This is a genomic window from Plantactinospora sp. WMMB334, from assembly GCF_049179095.1.
Lineage (GTDB): Bacteria > Actinomycetota > Actinomycetes > Mycobacteriales > Micromonosporaceae > Plantactinospora.
Window position 1 is genome coordinate 6,651,984 of record NZ_JBMHME010000002.1, and the last position, 15,661, is coordinate 6,667,644.

Below are 15,661 nucleotides of genomic sequence, written 5' to 3' on the forward strand. Positions count from 1 at the left end.
CAACGACTCAGGACACTAGCGGTACGCAGCTCTGCACTCCAACGAGTACCCCGACAACCCGTCGCGAATCGAGGCCACCGCGCCGCGTCGCCCTGCGGTCACCACGGTCAGGTTGGCGAAATCGAGGCGTCGCAACTCGTCGAGCTGCCGGGCAGCGGAGGCTGTCGGGAAATCTGGGGGCCTTCGGTGAAGGGCATGGGGCGTGGCGGGGTCGGGGTCGGGTCTGGGCCGATGGTGGTTGCGGTCGTGTCTGTCCTGGCCTGCGTGGCGTCGGCCGGGCTGGGCTGGGTGCCTTCGTTGTGCTGGTCTGTCAGGTCGGTTCGTTGCGTTGGGCTGATCGGTCGGTGTTGGTCGCGGGCGGGCGGCCGCGGGCCAGGTCGCGGGTGTGGCGGTGCAGTGTGAGCAGGTTGCTGGTGGCGTTGATGAGCTTCCACTCGTTGTCGGCCGCGGGCTTGCCGCGGCGTTGGAATGCGGTGATCCCGCGGTTGTGTTTCGTGTCGCCGAAGACGGGTTCGATGGTGGGAGCGCGTTGGGCGTAGCTTTCCGCGCCGGTTTGGGTTCGTAGTCGGTGGCGCATCCGGTCGGCTGGGCTGGCGTCGGGTGGTGGCTCATCGGTGGCGTAGCCGTTGGCGCGTAGCTCGGTCAGCATCACGCGGTTCTTGCCGGGGGCGATGACGCGGTCGGGCCCGGGGGCGGTGAGGTTGTCGTCGGACCAGTAGCCGGCGTCGAGGGCGAACAGGTCGATCGTGCCCAGGCCGGCGCGGTCGGCGTTGACAACGGCGGTATCCATCATCGGGATGGCCAGGCGCACGTCGTTGGCGTCCTGGCTGACCTCGGCGGCGAGGACGAGACGTCGTCCGTGTTGCACCCGCACGGAGGCGGCCTGGCAGTTGTAGCCCTGGGTCCAGCCTCGCTGGGTCCTGAGCATCCGGCTGTCCGGGTCGGTGGCATTGCCGCGACGTGCGGCACTGGGCAGGTGTTCAACAGAGCACCCAGGCCGCACCGCGAGCGCGGTGCCGGGGGGTTCGGGTGTTGGCGTGGTGTCGGGGGGTTCGGGTGTTGGCGTGGTGTCGGGGGGTTCGGGTGTTGGCGTGGTGTCGGCTTGGCCCTGGGCAGCGGCGAGGTCGGCTTCGGCCTGGGCGATGAGGGCGTCGTAGTCGGGTCGGGAGCCGGGTAGGCGCCGGCCGGCGGCCTGTTCCTTGGCTACGCGCTGGTCCCGGCGCTGGGTGAGTTGGTCGAGCTTGCGTTGTGCGGTGGCGATCTTGTCTGCTCGGCGGGGCCGCCCGGTCGGGGTGGGGCCGTGCTCGTCGGCGTCGTGCTCGGCCCGGGCCTGGTCGATCTGGCGCAGGGTTTCTTTCAGCCGGGCCAACCGGTCCAGACGTCGACGCAGCTCGGCGGGCAACTCGTCGCCGCGGTTGTCCGGACCGTACAGGCTGTCCTGGTGGGCGTCGGTGGCGGCGGCCTGCGCCAGCATCGACTCCACCTCCGCGGACAACCGCTCGTACTCGCGTTGCAGCGCCTCGCGTTCGCGGGTCTTGCCCAGCCCGGCCGACGCGGCGATCTTTGTCCCGTCCACCGCCACCACGCCGACCTGGCGCAGCCCGGCCTTGGCGCACAGCAGCAGCACCTCGGTGAACAACTTCTTGATCGCTTCCTCATGGTTGGCCCGGAACGCCGCGATCGTGCTGTGGTCGACCACCCGGTTACCGGTGACCACCCGAAAGCCCAGGTCCCGCACGCACAACGCCTCGATCCGGCGACTGGAGCGCTGACCCAGGCAGTACGCGTAGACCAGCAGTGTCAGCAGCATGTCCGGGTCGTACCCGGCCCGCCCGGCGCTGCCCAGACGGGACCGGGCGTGAAACGCTGTCGTATCCATCGCCGCGACCGCGTCGATCAGGAACCACGCGAGATCATCCTCGGGGATGAACTCCTGCACGCTCGGCGGCAGCAGAAACGGCTGGCTACGATCCACCGGCAGATAGCGCTTAGCCACACCCCATACTACAACAAACATCAATCACTATACATATTCTGGACATCAATTTCCCGACAGCCTCAGCGGCGTCGGGCTCCTGCTCGTTGGCATTGGTCTGGATCATCGCGATCCGGCGCCCGGCGAGTGCTTCGGGCAGCCAGGGGCGGTAGCGGTGAGCCACCGAGGTTGACCATGATGTCGGCGCCGACGGTCAGCGCGGCGGTCAGGCCGGGTCGGCGGCGTCGCCGAGCACCTCGTAGCAGTCCACCTACACGATCGCGGGCGGATACGCGGTGACGCCGGTGCTGGCGAGTTCGTCGGTGATTCCGCGTAGGCCGGAGAACCAGGTACGGTTTGCCGGCGGCGTCGCAGACGACGATCGGCGGGGTGTCGCCGACTCCGGCGAACAGCATGCCTTGCATCACGTCGTCGTTCACGGAAGATGAACGATCCCAGCGATATCGATCCCAGCGCCGCCCGCACCGTCGAGGAGTTCGCGGCGCTGCTGCGGCAAGTCCGTGGCCGAGCCGACAACATCTTTACCGGGACCTGGAACGGTGGGGCCGCGAACACGCCACACCGCTGCCGCGCAGCACCCTGATCGACGTTCTGGCCGGCCGCCGCCTGCCACGCAAACCGTTGCTGCGTACCTTCCTCGCCGCCTGCGGAGTCGACACCACCGCCGACGGTCGATGGGAGTCGGCGTGGAACCGGCTCGCCGAGCAGCAGCCATCAACCGTTCACCCGACGCCCGCGACAGCAGGCGACACCGCGTCGGACGCGTGGGTTGCCGCAGCCCGCGCCCAAGCCGAGCAGATCACCGCCGGTGAAATCGCTGGTCACGCTCGTTTCGCGTGATCAACGGCACACGTTTCTGACGCGGCCCTTGGTTCCGGTCGTCACGGATCGACAGGAAATCATCCTCGCTGACCGGCCACGCGGCGACAGCCTTCCGGGCCAGAGCCCAAGTAACCGGCTCCTGCACGTCGCGTAGCAGTCGAAGGATCCCGCCGAAGGACCCAGATCAGCCTCGCCCATTTGGGTCATTGCGCCGGAAATCGTTCGCAACCGCGCCGCGCGCCGCCGCTGAAAACCCGGATCACACCACCCACCCCGACGTTGGTGCCATGGCGTCCCGCAACCGATCATCCGTCACGTTCACCGTGCCTGACTGACCTCCGAAAGAAGCGGGAGAACAACTGTGGACAACCGCCCCTGCGATTGCGGTTTGATTCTGGCGGCCCTGCCGGCTTGCCGCCCCCTGTTCTGTCAGCATCACGGCTTTCGGCCAACGCCACCGTAGTTGTCCACGTGGGCCGGATCGTCGAGGACGGATCGCCAGTACGCCACGGAAACGATTCCGGGTTCGACGGGTTCCAGGCTGTCGAAGTAGGCGGTGATTTGATCTGGCGACCTGAGGTGGTAGCGGGGGTTGGCGGAGAGGTTCCAAAGTCGGGCGGCCTCGATCACGCCGGGGCTGGTGGTGGTGCCGTCGCTGGACACCAGGTAGCTGCCTGGGGCCAGGGGCCGCATGAGCCGGTCCACGATCGCGCGGGCTTCGTCGTGGGCTTCGACGTGGCCGAGGATCCCCAACAGGATAAGCCCGATGGGCTGGGTGAGATCGAGGGTGCGGGCCGCCTCCCGCAGAATTCTGTCGGTGTCGCGAAGGTCGGCATCGACGTAGTCGGTAGTGCCTCCGGAGGTACTGGTGAGCAGGGCGCGTGCGTGGGAAAGGACGAGCGGGTCGGAGTCGACGTAGACAATCCGGCACTCGGGGGCGGCGGCCTGGGCGACCTGGTGTGTGTTCTCAGCGGTGGGCAGGCCTGTGCCGACATCGAGGAACTGACGGACGCCGGCCCCGGCGACGAGGTACCGCACGGCGCGGGTGAGAAAGGCCCGGGAGGCGCAGGCGAGCGTAGGCATCTCGGGAAAGGCGTCCGCGATCTGATCGCCGAGGTTCTTGTCGACGTCGTAGTTGTCCTTTCCGCCGAGCCAGTAGTTCCACACCCGGGCCGTGTGGGGCACGCTCGTGTTGAGCCCGCCCGGTCGCTTGCTGAGGCGCACGGAATTTGCCTTCCTGGGGGATGCCGGCGTGCTGCTTGCCGGAATTGCCCGTCGTGTCGAGGTTGGATAGGAGGTGCTTGCTGGCCGGGACCTATGACTGGCGCCGGGAGAGGTCGGGGCGCTGCCGGCCGCTGGAGCGTCGGGTTCGATCATGTTTTGTGCGAGCGCGGCGAGGGTCGGGGGTCCGGCTCGGTCGGGGTACTGGATGGTCTGCCGGGCGGCGGCAACGCCGAAGCGTATTCCCTCTTGGACGCTGCCGGGCCGCTGCGCCTCTACTGCCAGGATACCGGCGGCGAAGGTATCGCCGGCTCCGACGGGGTCGACCACCTGCTCCGCCGGCATCGGGGTGAGGCGGTGGTTCGTCGTGGTGAGGTTTCCGTTGACGAGCTGATGGATCTGGACGCGGTGCGTCGCTCTGACGATGACCGCCGCTCCGCATGGCATCGATTCGAGCAGGCACTGGGCGATCTTTTGGTCCGATTGTTCGCTTTCGCGCAGGGTGCGGAACTCCGCCTCGGTGAGAAGGAGGTAGTGCGCCCGATTCAGGATCCCGGCGATGCTGCCGGTGGGGGCCAGGCACCACTGGTGGCCGGGGTCGACGGAGAACCGTAGACCCGGGTTGCGTCGGGCGGCGGCGGTAAGGACTTTGAGTAGTGCGGCGGGTGATCGGGCGTCGAGCAGGGAGCTGACGTGCACGATCGTCGCCGTGGCGACGTAGTCGGCGACGGCCTCCAGGCGGCGATTGAAGTGGTCGGCTACGTATGCGTTGGCGCCTTCGTGGACCAGGAGCGTGCGGTCCCCGTGGTGGTTGAGGGCGAGGCAGACACCGGCCAGATTGGTGTGCTGGAGGACCATGCTTCGGTCGATGCCGAGCGCGGCGAGGACCTCTCGGTGTGCCGCTCCTGCCGGCGGGATTCCCGCGACACCGACGTAGCCGAGCTCTACGGGCTGCTTGCAGGCGGCGAGGGCGACGGCCGCGTTGAAGGCCGATCCGCCGGGCCGCACGTCGATCCGGTGCCTGCTGCCCTCCACGAGTTGTAGAGCGGTCCGCATCGTGTCGTGGGGCACTCGATGTTCGGTGCCGCCCTTCAGTGGCCGGCCGAGGATCTGGGCGAGGTCGGCGAGCAGTGACATTTCGTCATCCTCGGGGACCGTGACCACGACGTCGGTGTTCAGTGCGCCGATGAAGACAACCGAAGCCTGGTCCGTGTCGTGCTGGCGGGAAGTCATCGCGGCAGGTCCGCTCGTTGTCCGGCGGGCCGCCGGGGGCGACGTGACCGGCCGGTAAGGGTCTGGACCGGCACAGCGCAGCAGTGGTGGTGCTGCGCGACGGCCTTGCTCGTTGATGCGCCTGCTTGGCGGGCTGGTGTGGGGTTCGTTAATGGGGCGATGCGGGATTGCCGGTCGAGGTCGACGTACAGCCGGAGATCGCACACGTCTGCTGGTTTCGCGTGTCGGATCGCCTCGTAGGCGAGCAGGACACCGGTCTGGGGTGCGAACAGCAGCCGGGCTGTCTCCTCACCACTAGTGGCTGTGGCGGCGAAGGCGGCACGCCTGCTGAGGGCGCGCGGGCCGGCCGTTGTCTGCTCGAGTGTCCGTCCCGATCCGTCGACGTGGCGCCACTGCCGCTGCTGGAGCCCGACGTGCCCGTCGCGGGACCACCGGATCGTGTGTTGATACGCGTATGGTCCGGGCGCTGAGTCCGCCGGTACCGCAGCGAGTCCCACGGCCCGGTTCCGCAGGAAGTGACGGCGGGCCCACCGTCCCAGGGCAGTGCCGGGGGTCGGGGTTGGCGCCACCTCGGGAGCCACTGCAGGAGCCGGATCCAGGGTCGTCCCGGCGGCGGGCGTGGTCGACCGGGCGCCCGTCTGCGTGACGGCGGTGATGACACCCGTGGTCGCTACCAGCACACTGGCCGCGACGACCGCGGTCGTGCGGTGCGTCGTCCGGTTCGGAGGTCGAGTCACGGCAAGGTTGATCTTTCGATAGATGGTAATGGATCAGGGTTGGTGAGCGTGGTGCTGCCGGCGGGCTGTCGTCTCCGTGGCCGGCGGGCGATGTCGGCCGCTTCGAGGTGTTGCGCGAGGCGGTTGTCGATCGGCGGTAGCTGGTCGACAACCGTGTCGGTGTCGCCAGGGTGCCGAGTGGTTACGTTTCGTGCGGGCACGGTGTCCACGCTGGTGCCGAGGCCCGCCGCCTGCCGGTACGTCACCAGCAGCGCATGACCCGAGGTGCTCTCGACCTTTCCTGGCCGCCAACCTCCTCGGTAGACCCAGACGGGGCTGCCACGGTGGTAGCTGTCAGCTGTGGGTATGTCGGCGGGGGATCGTTCGTGAGGGGCTGTGGTGGGGGCAGGCATCGACACATCATCCTTTCGTGGGCAGATGGTCGGCGGAATCGGTCGGGATGGCGAGGGTTTAGACGCCCCAGTGCGGACTGCGGACAGGTTGGACCTCGACGAGCAGGCCAGCCTCGACGAGTCGGCGAATGACCGACAGCAGGGCAGAGGGCCGGAGCGCATGGACGCCGAGCAGCAGTTCCTCCACCGCCGGCGGGGCGAGGACGACCTGCCCGGTGCCCTCGTGGTGCCACAGTTCGCTGAGCACGCCGGCGGCCCGATGCGCGTACGAGCGGGCGGGCCATCGTGCTTGGACCTGACGTTGCCAAGCGGGGGGGCGACGACCTCCGTCGTCCCGGGTACGCCTGGCAGCGGGTGAGCGGACTCTGTCGCCGCGATGCCCCCCGACTCTGGATCGGCAGGCGGCAGGCCAGACCCCGCAGGCCCTTCCCTGCGCCGTTGGCCGCCGGGCTCGCCGGGGCACCGTGACCGTCGGCGCCTTCGCTGTTGTCGAGGTCGTCGACGAACTGGTCGACCTGTGACTGGGTGATGCCGGGCATACGCACGATTTGGGACCAGCCGCCGAAGGTCGGCAGCGCCCACCGGTCGACGAGTGCCGGTGGTGGGCGAAGCGCGACCGTGAAGGTGAGGGGGTGCACGCCGCGGGCGTCCCAGCCAATGGAGATGAGCCAGCCATGGGTGTAGGCAGCGAGTCGACGGGACTGGTCCGCCTGGGCGCGGAGCCCGTCGACGCCGTGCTGATGCACCGCGTACCACAGAGACAGGACCGCCAGACCGCATCGGGAATTCGTCAGCGTGGTGCGCAGGCTGTCGCGGACGGTCAGCACCCCGCACGGGATCGGCGAGCCGAGGAACTTGTGACCGCAAACGATGACGCTTCCGGCACCGTCGTCGAAGTCGACGCCGGGCCGCTGGTCGCGGGCGACGAGGGCGAGAGGGAGGCCGGCCAGGGCGGCGTCGGCGTGGACCCACCGGCAGTGCACGGCGAGCCGGTCGAGGATCTCGGTGGTGCTGCGAACGTCGTCAACGGCCTCGGTCGCGGCCATGCCGACGGTCGCCACGACAACCGCCGGCCGGTGCCGGTGCTGATCGAGCTGGCCGGCCAGGTCGTCGTAGTCGATCTCGCCGTTGCCGTCAGTGCGGGTGGTGATCGACGGCATCGCGAGCCGGTCGGCGGCGTGCCGAACGCAGTGGTGGGCGGTCTCGCTGTGATGGACCATCGCGTCCAGGTAGCGGGTGCGGGCCAGCCACAAGGCGTGCTCGGTACCCTCACTCGCCCCGCTAGTGACGTACCCCCACCGGTCGTCGTCGGGTGCCTGGAGCAGGTCGGTGACAATCGCGAGGGCCTCCCGCTCGAAGCGTTTGGTGTGGTGCGGATACCGGCCGTCGACCGCTGGATCTCCGAGGTTGTTCAGCAACGGCGCCGCTAGCAGTCCAGCGAGTGGCCGGTAGTCGAAATCGGCCGCGGCCAGTCCCGGTGGTCGGACCGCCACCAGCGGGCGTGTCAGGTAGCCGACCGAAACGCATCCTCGCTGCGCAAATGTTGGAAACGAGTAGCCAATCCGGGAGGAAGACGCCATGTCGGACTACGCTCTCATGTAGAGGGTGTGGGAGTTCCGCAGATGCTGCGAGGCGTGCCCCGCGAGCAGCGCCTTGCTGCCCCGGGAGCCAATTGGACCCATCCGTCGGCAACGGGTCAAAGTTGGCGACAGGAGTTTGTGACTCTGCCTGACCGTCCTAAATGATCTTTCTCCCAGGGCTACCGCTCCCATCCGCCGACTTCTCGGGTCGGCGTCCCGTAGAGCAGCGACCTCTAGGTCGTTGCGATGATCGATGTGACCTCAGGCTACGAAGCGATGACGTCTCGAACTACTAATTTCCTAGTAGTGTTCGTATGCTGGTGAGCATGGACCGTGGTGAGATGGAAAACGACCGGGGCCTGATCCGAGGGATCGGCTCGAACATCGCTGCGCACCGCCGCGCTGTTCACGTAACCCAGCAGGATCTTGCGGGCCGTATCGGCAAGTCTGTCCAATGGGTGTCTGCCGTGGAGCAGGGACGCCTGCACGCCGAGCGGCTTACCGACCTCCTACGCATCGCTCAGGTCGTAGGTTGCAGGATTGAGGATCTGATCGGGCGGCCAGTAGATCGGCTCGCGCCCGGCCCGCGCCCCCCAGGGGAGGCGGTCGCGGCCGTGCGCGAGGCGATCATGCGCGCAGCTGTGCCTGGCAACATGGAAGGCGTTGTCCCTCAACTGTCGGACGTCAACGTTCGTGTTGCCGACGCCTGGGTTGTCTGGCACAACTCCCCGACAGCGCACAGTACGCTCGGTCGCGTGTTGCCCAGTTTGCTGATCGACGCGACCGCTCTGTACCGGATGGGACCGGATCGCTGTGCTGCTGCACGCAGCCTGGCCGGCGCCTACCAGGTCACTCGTCAATGGTTACATCACATCCCAGACGGAGACCTAGCCTGGATAGCGGCGGACCGCGCTATGGCCGCCGCGCGCGAAGCGGACGATCCCCATCTGATCGCGCTTGGCGCTTGGGCCCTTTCCGCCTCGTATCGTCGGGCAGGGCAGCAGGACGAGGCCACGCGGCTCTGCCTTGCGGCTGCCGACGAATTGAAGAGCAGAATCGACAGTTCGGATCCGGACCCGAACCTGCTCGCTGATTATGGAATGCTCCATCTTGCAGCATCGATCAGTGCGGCGCAGTCTGATGACGACGGCCGCGCGTGGGCCTTCCATCGAGTAGCTGACGATGCCGCCCGCGCCCTTGGTGCGCACTATGACCCGTGGACGGCCTTCGGGCGAGGCAACGTCGACATCCATGGGCTCGCTATCAGTGCAGAACTGGGGCGCCCGGATACGGTTGTTGAATATTCTTCGCGTCTCGACGTATCGAATACTCCTAGCGTCGAGAGGCAGGCAGCGGCGCTGATAAACACTGCCCGGGGCTACGTGAGGAGAGGCGAGGACGAGTCGGCCGTTCTGGTCCTTCTTGATGCGGAGCGGATATCCGAAGAAGAGGTCCGCGACTCGACCCTGGTCCGCGAACTCATCCGAGAGTTGCTCTATCGAGACCGGGCGAGAGCACGAGGACATGTTCGTGCCCTCGCCCAGCGGGTGGGTCTACTTGCGTCCTGAGCTCGCCGCTGTCGCGTCAGATTTTCCGAGCATGTTGGCGATCGTTGTCGGCAACGCATTCGCGACATCGCCAGCGGCAATCGGCCCCCCTGCGGAGGCCCGAATGGCGGCCTGCCCGTGCACGTAAGCCGCCATGGCACCAGCATCCATGGCGCTGATACCTTGTGCCATCAGCGCTCCGGCGATACCTGCCAAAACATCGCCAGAGCCAGCGGTGGCCAGCCAGGCAGGCCCGTCGCTTTGGCTATACAACCATCCCTCCGGACTCGCGATGAGGGTCGTGGATCCCTTGAGCAGTACCGTGGCGTCGGCCTGCGCGGCCAACCTCAGTGCATAGAGCGCCGGACTCGACTCGACCATGTCTCTTTGAATTGACTCACCTAACAGTCCAAAAACCCGAGCCACCTCACCCGCATGCGGCGTAAGCAGTACTTGGGTGCCGGGGGTGGCGCGAATGCCTGCTGCGCGTTGCCGCACGCACTCTGCTAACGCTCCCGCGTCAACGACACAGGGAAGGCCCGAATTTAAAGCCTCGGCAATCGCCCGGTCCTGCCCGGAATCAGACTCGACGCCTGATCCCAACAGCCAAGCCTGAACTCGCCCTCCGCCCGGGACCGACTCTGGCACGGCGCGGAGCACGTGGTCCGTTACGCCAGGGGGGCCAATAAAACGCACAATACCCACGCCAGCGCGTTGAGCTCCGGCTACAGCCAGCACCGCCGCACCGGGGTACGCGTCCGAACCGGCAACTGCGCCAAGCACTCCACGCGTGTACTTGTGTCCGAACTTCGCTGGTATAGGCCAGCGAGCTGCAACTCCACTACCAGTCAGGCGTCGCACGAACGGCACGCCAGGTAAGCCCTCCTCAATCCCCACGCTTATGTCGACCACTTGCCCAGCAGCGTCAGAGGCAGGCGGCAATAAGAGGCATGGCTTCAAGGCGCCAAAAGAAACCGTGACATCGGCGCGAACATGTACTCCGGACAGGACACCCGAATCGGGGTCCAGGCCACTTGGCATGTCAGCGGAAACGACAGAAGTTCCTGCTGGTACTGCTGTGGCTAACCTCCCCGACGCCCCAGAGAGGGAAGGCCTTCCACCGATGCCCACCATCCCATCGATAATGATGTTTGCGCGCTTCATTTCCTCCAATCCTTCTTCCTCACCTGGTCGGTGAGTTGCCTTTATTATCCGTCCACCGGCAGCACGGAAGTCTGCCACTCCCCGGACGTGCGCGGTATCAGCGGTCAAGACTGCCAGGACCAAGACGCCGCGACGCTGAAGCCGGGCGCCAGCGAGCAGCGCGTCGCCACCGTTGTTCCCTGGCCCAACCAACATGACCGCTCGACGTCCATACACTCCGCCGGTCCGGGCCTGCAATACCTGCGCTGACACCGCAGCGAGGGCCGCAGCTGCCCGGTCCATCAGCTCGCCCTCGGCCAACCGAGCTAGCACCAGTGACTCAGCGGCTCGGATGTCTGTGGCGCGGTGTGCGGCGAGAGCACCGTCTCTAATGAGCATCCTGTAAGGCTGACATATCGCAACGGCGGATGACGTGTGGCAGTGGAGTGAGGAGTATCCCTGCGCGCCGCAATCGGCTGAGCTGCCGCGAGGCAGGTGGACAGACAGACTACCGGACGCGCCCCGATGACGATCGGGGCAGACAAGAGCGCGATCAAACTACTACTTCAATAGCAGTGTGAAGCCGGCAGCGGGTTGTTCACTACCGAGGGTCATCCAACGGCTTTCGGGTCGGGGACGACGTAGCAATCCTCGCCAAAACGAACGGAGGGTACCTCTTGGCTGACAAGCCGCACGAGAAGTGGCCGTCGGCGGGCGGCGACTCTACGGCTACCAGCAGGCCGGCGGTGAGCCACCCCGCCCGCCGACCATCGCTCTGCGGGAGCCTCGGGTTCCGCATCGACGGATGCCTGTCAACGCCCGCGTCCGTGGCGCCTGTTAATCGCGTTGACCTGGGCCGTGAGCAGCGGCCGGACAGGCTCCCGGGACCGTCGGCGTCCGAAGGGTTGGTGGCGACGTGATCGACGGTCTGCGTCTCATCACGTACAACCTCGAAACCTACCGTCGCGACGGTGAGCACCGCCGGTACGCCGAGGTTGAGCAGGTCATCGGGGAGATGGTCTCCGGTGGTCCGGCGATCGTCGCTGTGCAGGAGGTCGTCGGCGGCAGTTGGAGTGCCGCGAGCCGGGGGTTGCGCCATCTCGCTGCGGTGACCGGGTTGCGATGCGACGCCGGCGGCGGCCGGCATGGGGTGGCGGCAGCGCCTGGCCGGCACCACCGTCTTGCGGTGGGCCTGATGTGGAGTCCAGGGATTGAGGCTGTCCTTGGCTCGTTGGGGACGGTCACGGGTGGCCTGTTGTGGCACGCACTGGTCTGGGTCACCCTCGACATCGGCGGTCGCAGGCACGTCGTCGCCACCTATCACGGGCCGCCGTCGGACGGCCGGGACCAGCGCCGGCACGAGGCGAAGGTTGTCGCCGATACCCTCGCTGCTGACCGGCGGTACCCCACCTGGCTCGGCGCCGACTTCAACGCCCCCGGCGCCCGGACCGTGGATGGTGCCTACTACGACCCGGACCCCGCCGAGGCCGTCACCGCCGGGCAGCGGGCGGCGTGGGGGGACAAGCTGCCGGAGATCGGCTACCCGACCGACCGGACTCCCGATCTGCAATTCGCCGACGCGGGGTTCGTCGACGTCGCGGTCGCGGCCGGCGTTGCGTGGGCGCCGACGACCGGTCATCGGCCGACGGACCGCAACGGTCGGCGGCGTTTGGACCGGTGGCTGTCTCTGTCCGCACATGGTCAGGAGGAGAGACCTGTGGAGGACATGGTCATCGCCTACACGGTGCCTGACAGCGCGTTGATCCGTAGCGCCTCGGACCACCGGCCGGGCGTCGTCGACATCCGGCCCTAAGACGTCGCCGCAGGCAGGCGGTAAGCCTCCTCGCGGGTTGTCCGCGAGGTGACACGAAAGGGGCATGTCGACCGTCATGAGGTTGATCGCGGGAGCGGCGATCCGATCCTGGCCAGGGCCGTGGCATCCGGTCGGGGTCTCGACCAGGCGGGGTCTCGCCAGCCGTGGCGGCGGGCTGCTGTCGGTTTCGCCCGTCCCTTCGGTGCGCGGGCTGGCGAACACCTGGGCGGCTACACCGAGTCCCGCCGCGGCCGTGGAAGTCGTTGGCCGAGCGCCGCGGGATGTGTCGTGACGCAAACACGAGCACCAGGGGTGACCGCTGTGTCGGTGACGGCCACGGACACCGCGATGACGGGGCTTGCCGATCGTGTGGAACTCGCCCTCCGATGCGCCCGGCTCGCCATCCACTACAGCGCTCTGGCGTACGGGAGCACCGAGGTCAGCAGGGTACTCGGCGACGCGACCGTGCTCCTCGACACGGCCCACGCCCTGATCACCGCCCCTGCCACCGGCAGGAGGCCTGCCAGCGACGCTGCTGCGGCGGTCACCGACACCGAACAACGCGACGCTGCCGCCCTGGCCTTCCGCTACGGGTGGTCCGCGGCGATGCTCACCGATCACCTGTGGTGGGACATCCACTCGCCGGCCGGCATTCCGGAGCAAACCCGGGCGGCAGCCGTCGGCGCCGTCGCCGATTCCGGCGACCTGTTCCGGCAGGCACTCGAATGCCTCGCCTTGATGCCGGCCAAGCTGGCAGGGTCGCGACGGATTCCCCGGCAGCGTCCCCCAAGCGTGGGGTCCCCACAGGAACACCGCCTTCGTGCCCCGCTCGAGCGGAGAACAAGGTGACGGTTTTCGGTGTGTCATCCCCGCACGAGCCACCGGGCCGGTTGACGCTGCGGCGGTTGCAGACGCCGATCCACCGGCACCGCGACCCGGACCCCGGCCAGCGGGTGACGCTGGTGGGCACTTTCCCCGTCGGGACGCCTGCGTACTACCACCGCCTACGGACGGTCATTGAGGCCTGCGAGGTCGACGGCGCCGTGGTGCAGCGCGAGGGACCGGGCGACGTCCCCAGCGACGAGACCGCCACCGCCCGAGAGGAACGGCGGCTCCTCGGCGCTCTGCGTCGGACCCGGGAGATGGACGCCGCCTGTGTCGCCAGGCTGGGCTGGACCGATCAGCGTCCCGGTATGCGGTACGCCAGCGCACCGCGGTGGCGGGCCGTCGACCTGAGCGACCTGGAGATCATCCGTAGGGCGGGTCCGGTCATGGCCGACCTGGTACGGCAGACGATCCGCCTGGCGGACTGGGATCCCGATGATGCGGCCGCCGCCGACCGGTACCAGCGAACGATCACGGCCATGATGCGAGCGGCGGTTGTCCAAGCCGGCCGGCCACAGCCAGGCCGGGGGACGCGGCCATCCTCGACGACCGTCACGCCGTCGCGGTCGCCGGTGTGTTGGCCGCCCACGGCGACGTGGTCCTCGTGTGGGGCGTCGGGCATGTTCCCGGCCTCGACGTCCGCCTTCGCGAGCACGGGTTCCTGCGCATGAACCGGAGATGGGCGACTGGGCTTGTACTGCCGCGCATCACCGCCGGGCGGTGGCATTTCCTCGGCGGCCGGCGACCTCCGCCGCCGAAGCGGCTAAGGGGGCGTTAGGTGATTGTCCCGGCAAACGCAGTCAACCAGGTCCTCGCCGTCTTGCTGAAAGGCGCGGGGTACACATCCATGACGCATGCCGCCGAGGCGATAAACGACTTCGGGCGACAGCAGTACGGCCTCGACCTCAGCTACGACCACAGGCGTGTCGCGCGATGGTTGCAGGGCGGCGGTTGTGACCGGCCCGACCTTGTCGCCAAGGCGCTCAGCAGTGCATGGGGGACCGACGTCCCACCGTCGCTGATCTGGCCCGACACACGCAACGGCGCCAGGCAGCTTCCCGCACACCGCCAACCGTTCGTCGCCATACGAACACTGGACGAGCTGGCGACCTTCGTGCGACGCGACATGCTGTGCGACGGCTCCACGCTGCCCAGCCTGGCGGCGGTCACCGACGGATCCGAGCTCGTCGACGCGATCAGTCGCTGGTGCGACGCCGACACGGTCCGACTACCACCCTCAACCAGTAAGGGATCAGAGCGTGTCGGTGTGGAGGCCGTCGAGGGAATCGAGCACGTCACGGCACGGCTGATCGCGGCTAATGCCGAGTTCGGCGCGAGGGTATCGCGTGACGCCGCGGTCGGGCACCTCAAGTCCGCAGTGGACCTCCTCAACACGGCCAGCTACGACGACGCGACCGGGAACCGGCTGCTCGCGGTGGTCGCCACACTCGCCGCTGTCGTCGGCCGTATGTGCCACGACAGCGGCTTGGAGGGACCAGCCCAGCAGTACGCCACCTACGGACTCCAGGCGGCACGCGAGTCCACCCACGAGCACGGGCCCTTCAGCAGTGTATGCATCCTGGCGGACCTGGCCCGCCAGCTACGATCCCTGGACCAGCCGCACGCCGCCCTGCGGCTGATTGACCTCGCGGTCAGCGTGCTGCCCGACGCGCACGCCCATGGCAAACGTGTCAAGGCAATGCTGTGGAATCTCAAGGCCCAGGCCCTCACAGCAACGGGCACGACTGGCCTTAGGGAGGTACGAGGCATGATCAGCCTCGCCGCTGATCTCCGCGCCGAGTCACGCGCCGAGACGCAGTCACCGCCGCCACCTGGCACTCTTCCGCACCCAACCGACGCCGATCTGCACCGCGAAACGGCAGACGCGTACCTGCACCTGGCGTCCGCCTTTCCGGCCCAGGCCCCGGATCTCGCGAAACGCGCGGAGATCGAGGCCGTCAAGGCGCTGGCCATCTCGGACCCGACGCTGCGCCGCGCACGTGTCTACAGTCAGATCAGCCTCGCCTGGGCTCGATTCCTTCTCGGCGACACAGAGCAGGCCCGCGTCGACGCGGAGGAAGCCGTCAGGCAGACGGCAGCGGTTCCAGACTCCGCACGGCTCAGGGCCCGGCTCTGGGAAATGCTTGCCAGCGATCCCACGGGTCAGAGTGGCGCCGGCGCCCTTTGGGTCGCTGGTGATCGCACCCTCGTACCTACGTGCCGGATGCCCCGCCGATGACTTGGATGCCCAGCCGCCGGGGCCGTGCTCCTCAGGCCGGCGGCACCGACCCA

The 15,661-nt window shown here is 67.9% G+C and carries 9 protein-coding genes and 2 pseudogenes; 5 read left to right on the forward strand and 6 right to left on the reverse strand.

Translation table 11 applies throughout. The features are described from left to right. Nucleotides 1-310: 310 nt before the first annotated feature. Entirely contained in the window at nt 311-1,975 is a 1,665-nt protein-coding gene (locus ACN27G_RS28710; protein ID WP_421495846.1) for a transposase, read from the reverse strand. 390 nt (nt 1,976-2,365) lie between these two features. Here ACN27G_RS28710 and ACN27G_RS28715 point away from each other — a divergent pair, with 390 nt between their 5' ends. Next, a complete protein-coding gene (locus ACN27G_RS28715; protein ID WP_421495847.1) occupies nt 2,366-2,836 on the forward strand; it encodes a hypothetical protein in 471 nt (156 codons plus the stop codon). Nucleotides 2,837-3,253: 417 nt separating this feature from the next. Here ACN27G_RS28715 and ACN27G_RS28720 read toward each other — a convergent pair whose 3' ends face one another. The 4 genes and pseudogenes from ACN27G_RS28720 to ACN27G_RS28735 form a co-directional block, all read right to left on the reverse strand. Continuing rightward, a complete protein-coding gene (locus ACN27G_RS28720) occupies nt 3,254-4,042 on the reverse strand; it encodes an SAM-dependent methyltransferase (protein ID WP_421497491.1) in 789 nt (262 codons plus the stop codon). Between the two features lie 207 nt (nt 4,043-4,249). Then, nucleotides 4,250-5,272: pseudogene (locus ACN27G_RS28725) on the reverse strand (PfkB family carbohydrate kinase); the annotation flags it as partial. Nucleotides 5,273-6,459: 1,187 nt separating this feature from the next. After that, nucleotides 6,460-6,648, reverse strand: coding sequence for a hypothetical protein (locus ACN27G_RS28730; RefSeq protein ID WP_421497627.1), 189 nt, complete (start codon nt 6,646-6,648; stop codon nt 6,460-6,462). Between the two features lie 619 nt (nt 6,649-7,267). Further along, nucleotides 7,268-7,981 (reverse strand): annotated as a pseudogene (locus ACN27G_RS28735) (pyridoxal-dependent decarboxylase); the annotation flags it as partial. 326 nt (nt 7,982-8,307) lie between these two features. Here ACN27G_RS28735 and ACN27G_RS28740 point away from each other — a divergent pair. Beyond that, nucleotides 8,308-9,549, forward strand: coding sequence for a helix-turn-helix transcriptional regulator (locus tag ACN27G_RS28740; protein WP_421495848.1), 1,242 nt, complete (start codon nt 8,308-8,310; stop codon nt 9,547-9,549). On the opposite strand, the gene ACN27G_RS28745 is transcribed toward ACN27G_RS28740, so the two are convergent. Then, complete coding sequence (locus ACN27G_RS28745) at nt 9,535-11,070, reverse strand: NAD(P)H-hydrate epimerase (RefSeq protein ID WP_421495849.1); 1,536 nt, start codon at nt 11,068-11,070, stop codon at nt 9,535-9,537. The two genes, ACN27G_RS28740 and ACN27G_RS28745, sit on opposite strands and share 15 nt — an antisense overlap. A 517-nt stretch (nt 11,071-11,587) precedes the next feature. Between ACN27G_RS28745 and ACN27G_RS28750 the strand changes: the two genes are divergently transcribed. From ACN27G_RS28750 to ACN27G_RS28760, 3 genes are all read left to right on the forward strand, one after another. Further along, on the forward strand, nt 11,588-12,484 hold the full coding sequence (locus tag ACN27G_RS28750; protein ID WP_421495850.1) for an endonuclease/exonuclease/phosphatase family protein: 897 nt from the start codon (nt 11,588-11,590) through the stop codon (nt 12,482-12,484). A 312-nt stretch (nt 12,485-12,796) separates the two neighbouring features. Then, nucleotides 12,797-13,333 (forward strand): hypothetical protein, encoded by a 537-nt coding sequence (locus ACN27G_RS28755; RefSeq protein WP_421495851.1) that lies wholly within the window; start codon nt 12,797-12,799, stop codon nt 13,331-13,333. A gap of 814 nt (nt 13,334-14,147) precedes the next feature. Then, nucleotides 14,148-15,608: a hypothetical protein gene (locus ACN27G_RS28760; RefSeq protein WP_421495852.1), complete on the forward strand. Its 1,461-nt coding sequence runs from the start codon at nt 14,148-14,150 to the stop codon at nt 15,606-15,608. Nucleotides 15,609-15,661: the final 53 nt, after the last annotated feature.

What these genes read in the sequence shown, in the direction of transcription:
- ACN27G_RS28740 (WP_421495848.1), top strand. Translation starts at nt 8,308, where the DNA reads ATGGACCGTGGTGAGATGGAAAACGACCGGGGCCTGATCCGAGGGATC.
- ACN27G_RS28745 (WP_421495849.1), bottom strand. Translation starts at nt 11,070, where the DNA reads ATGCTCATTAGAGACGGTGCTCTCGCCGCACACCGCGCCACAGACATC.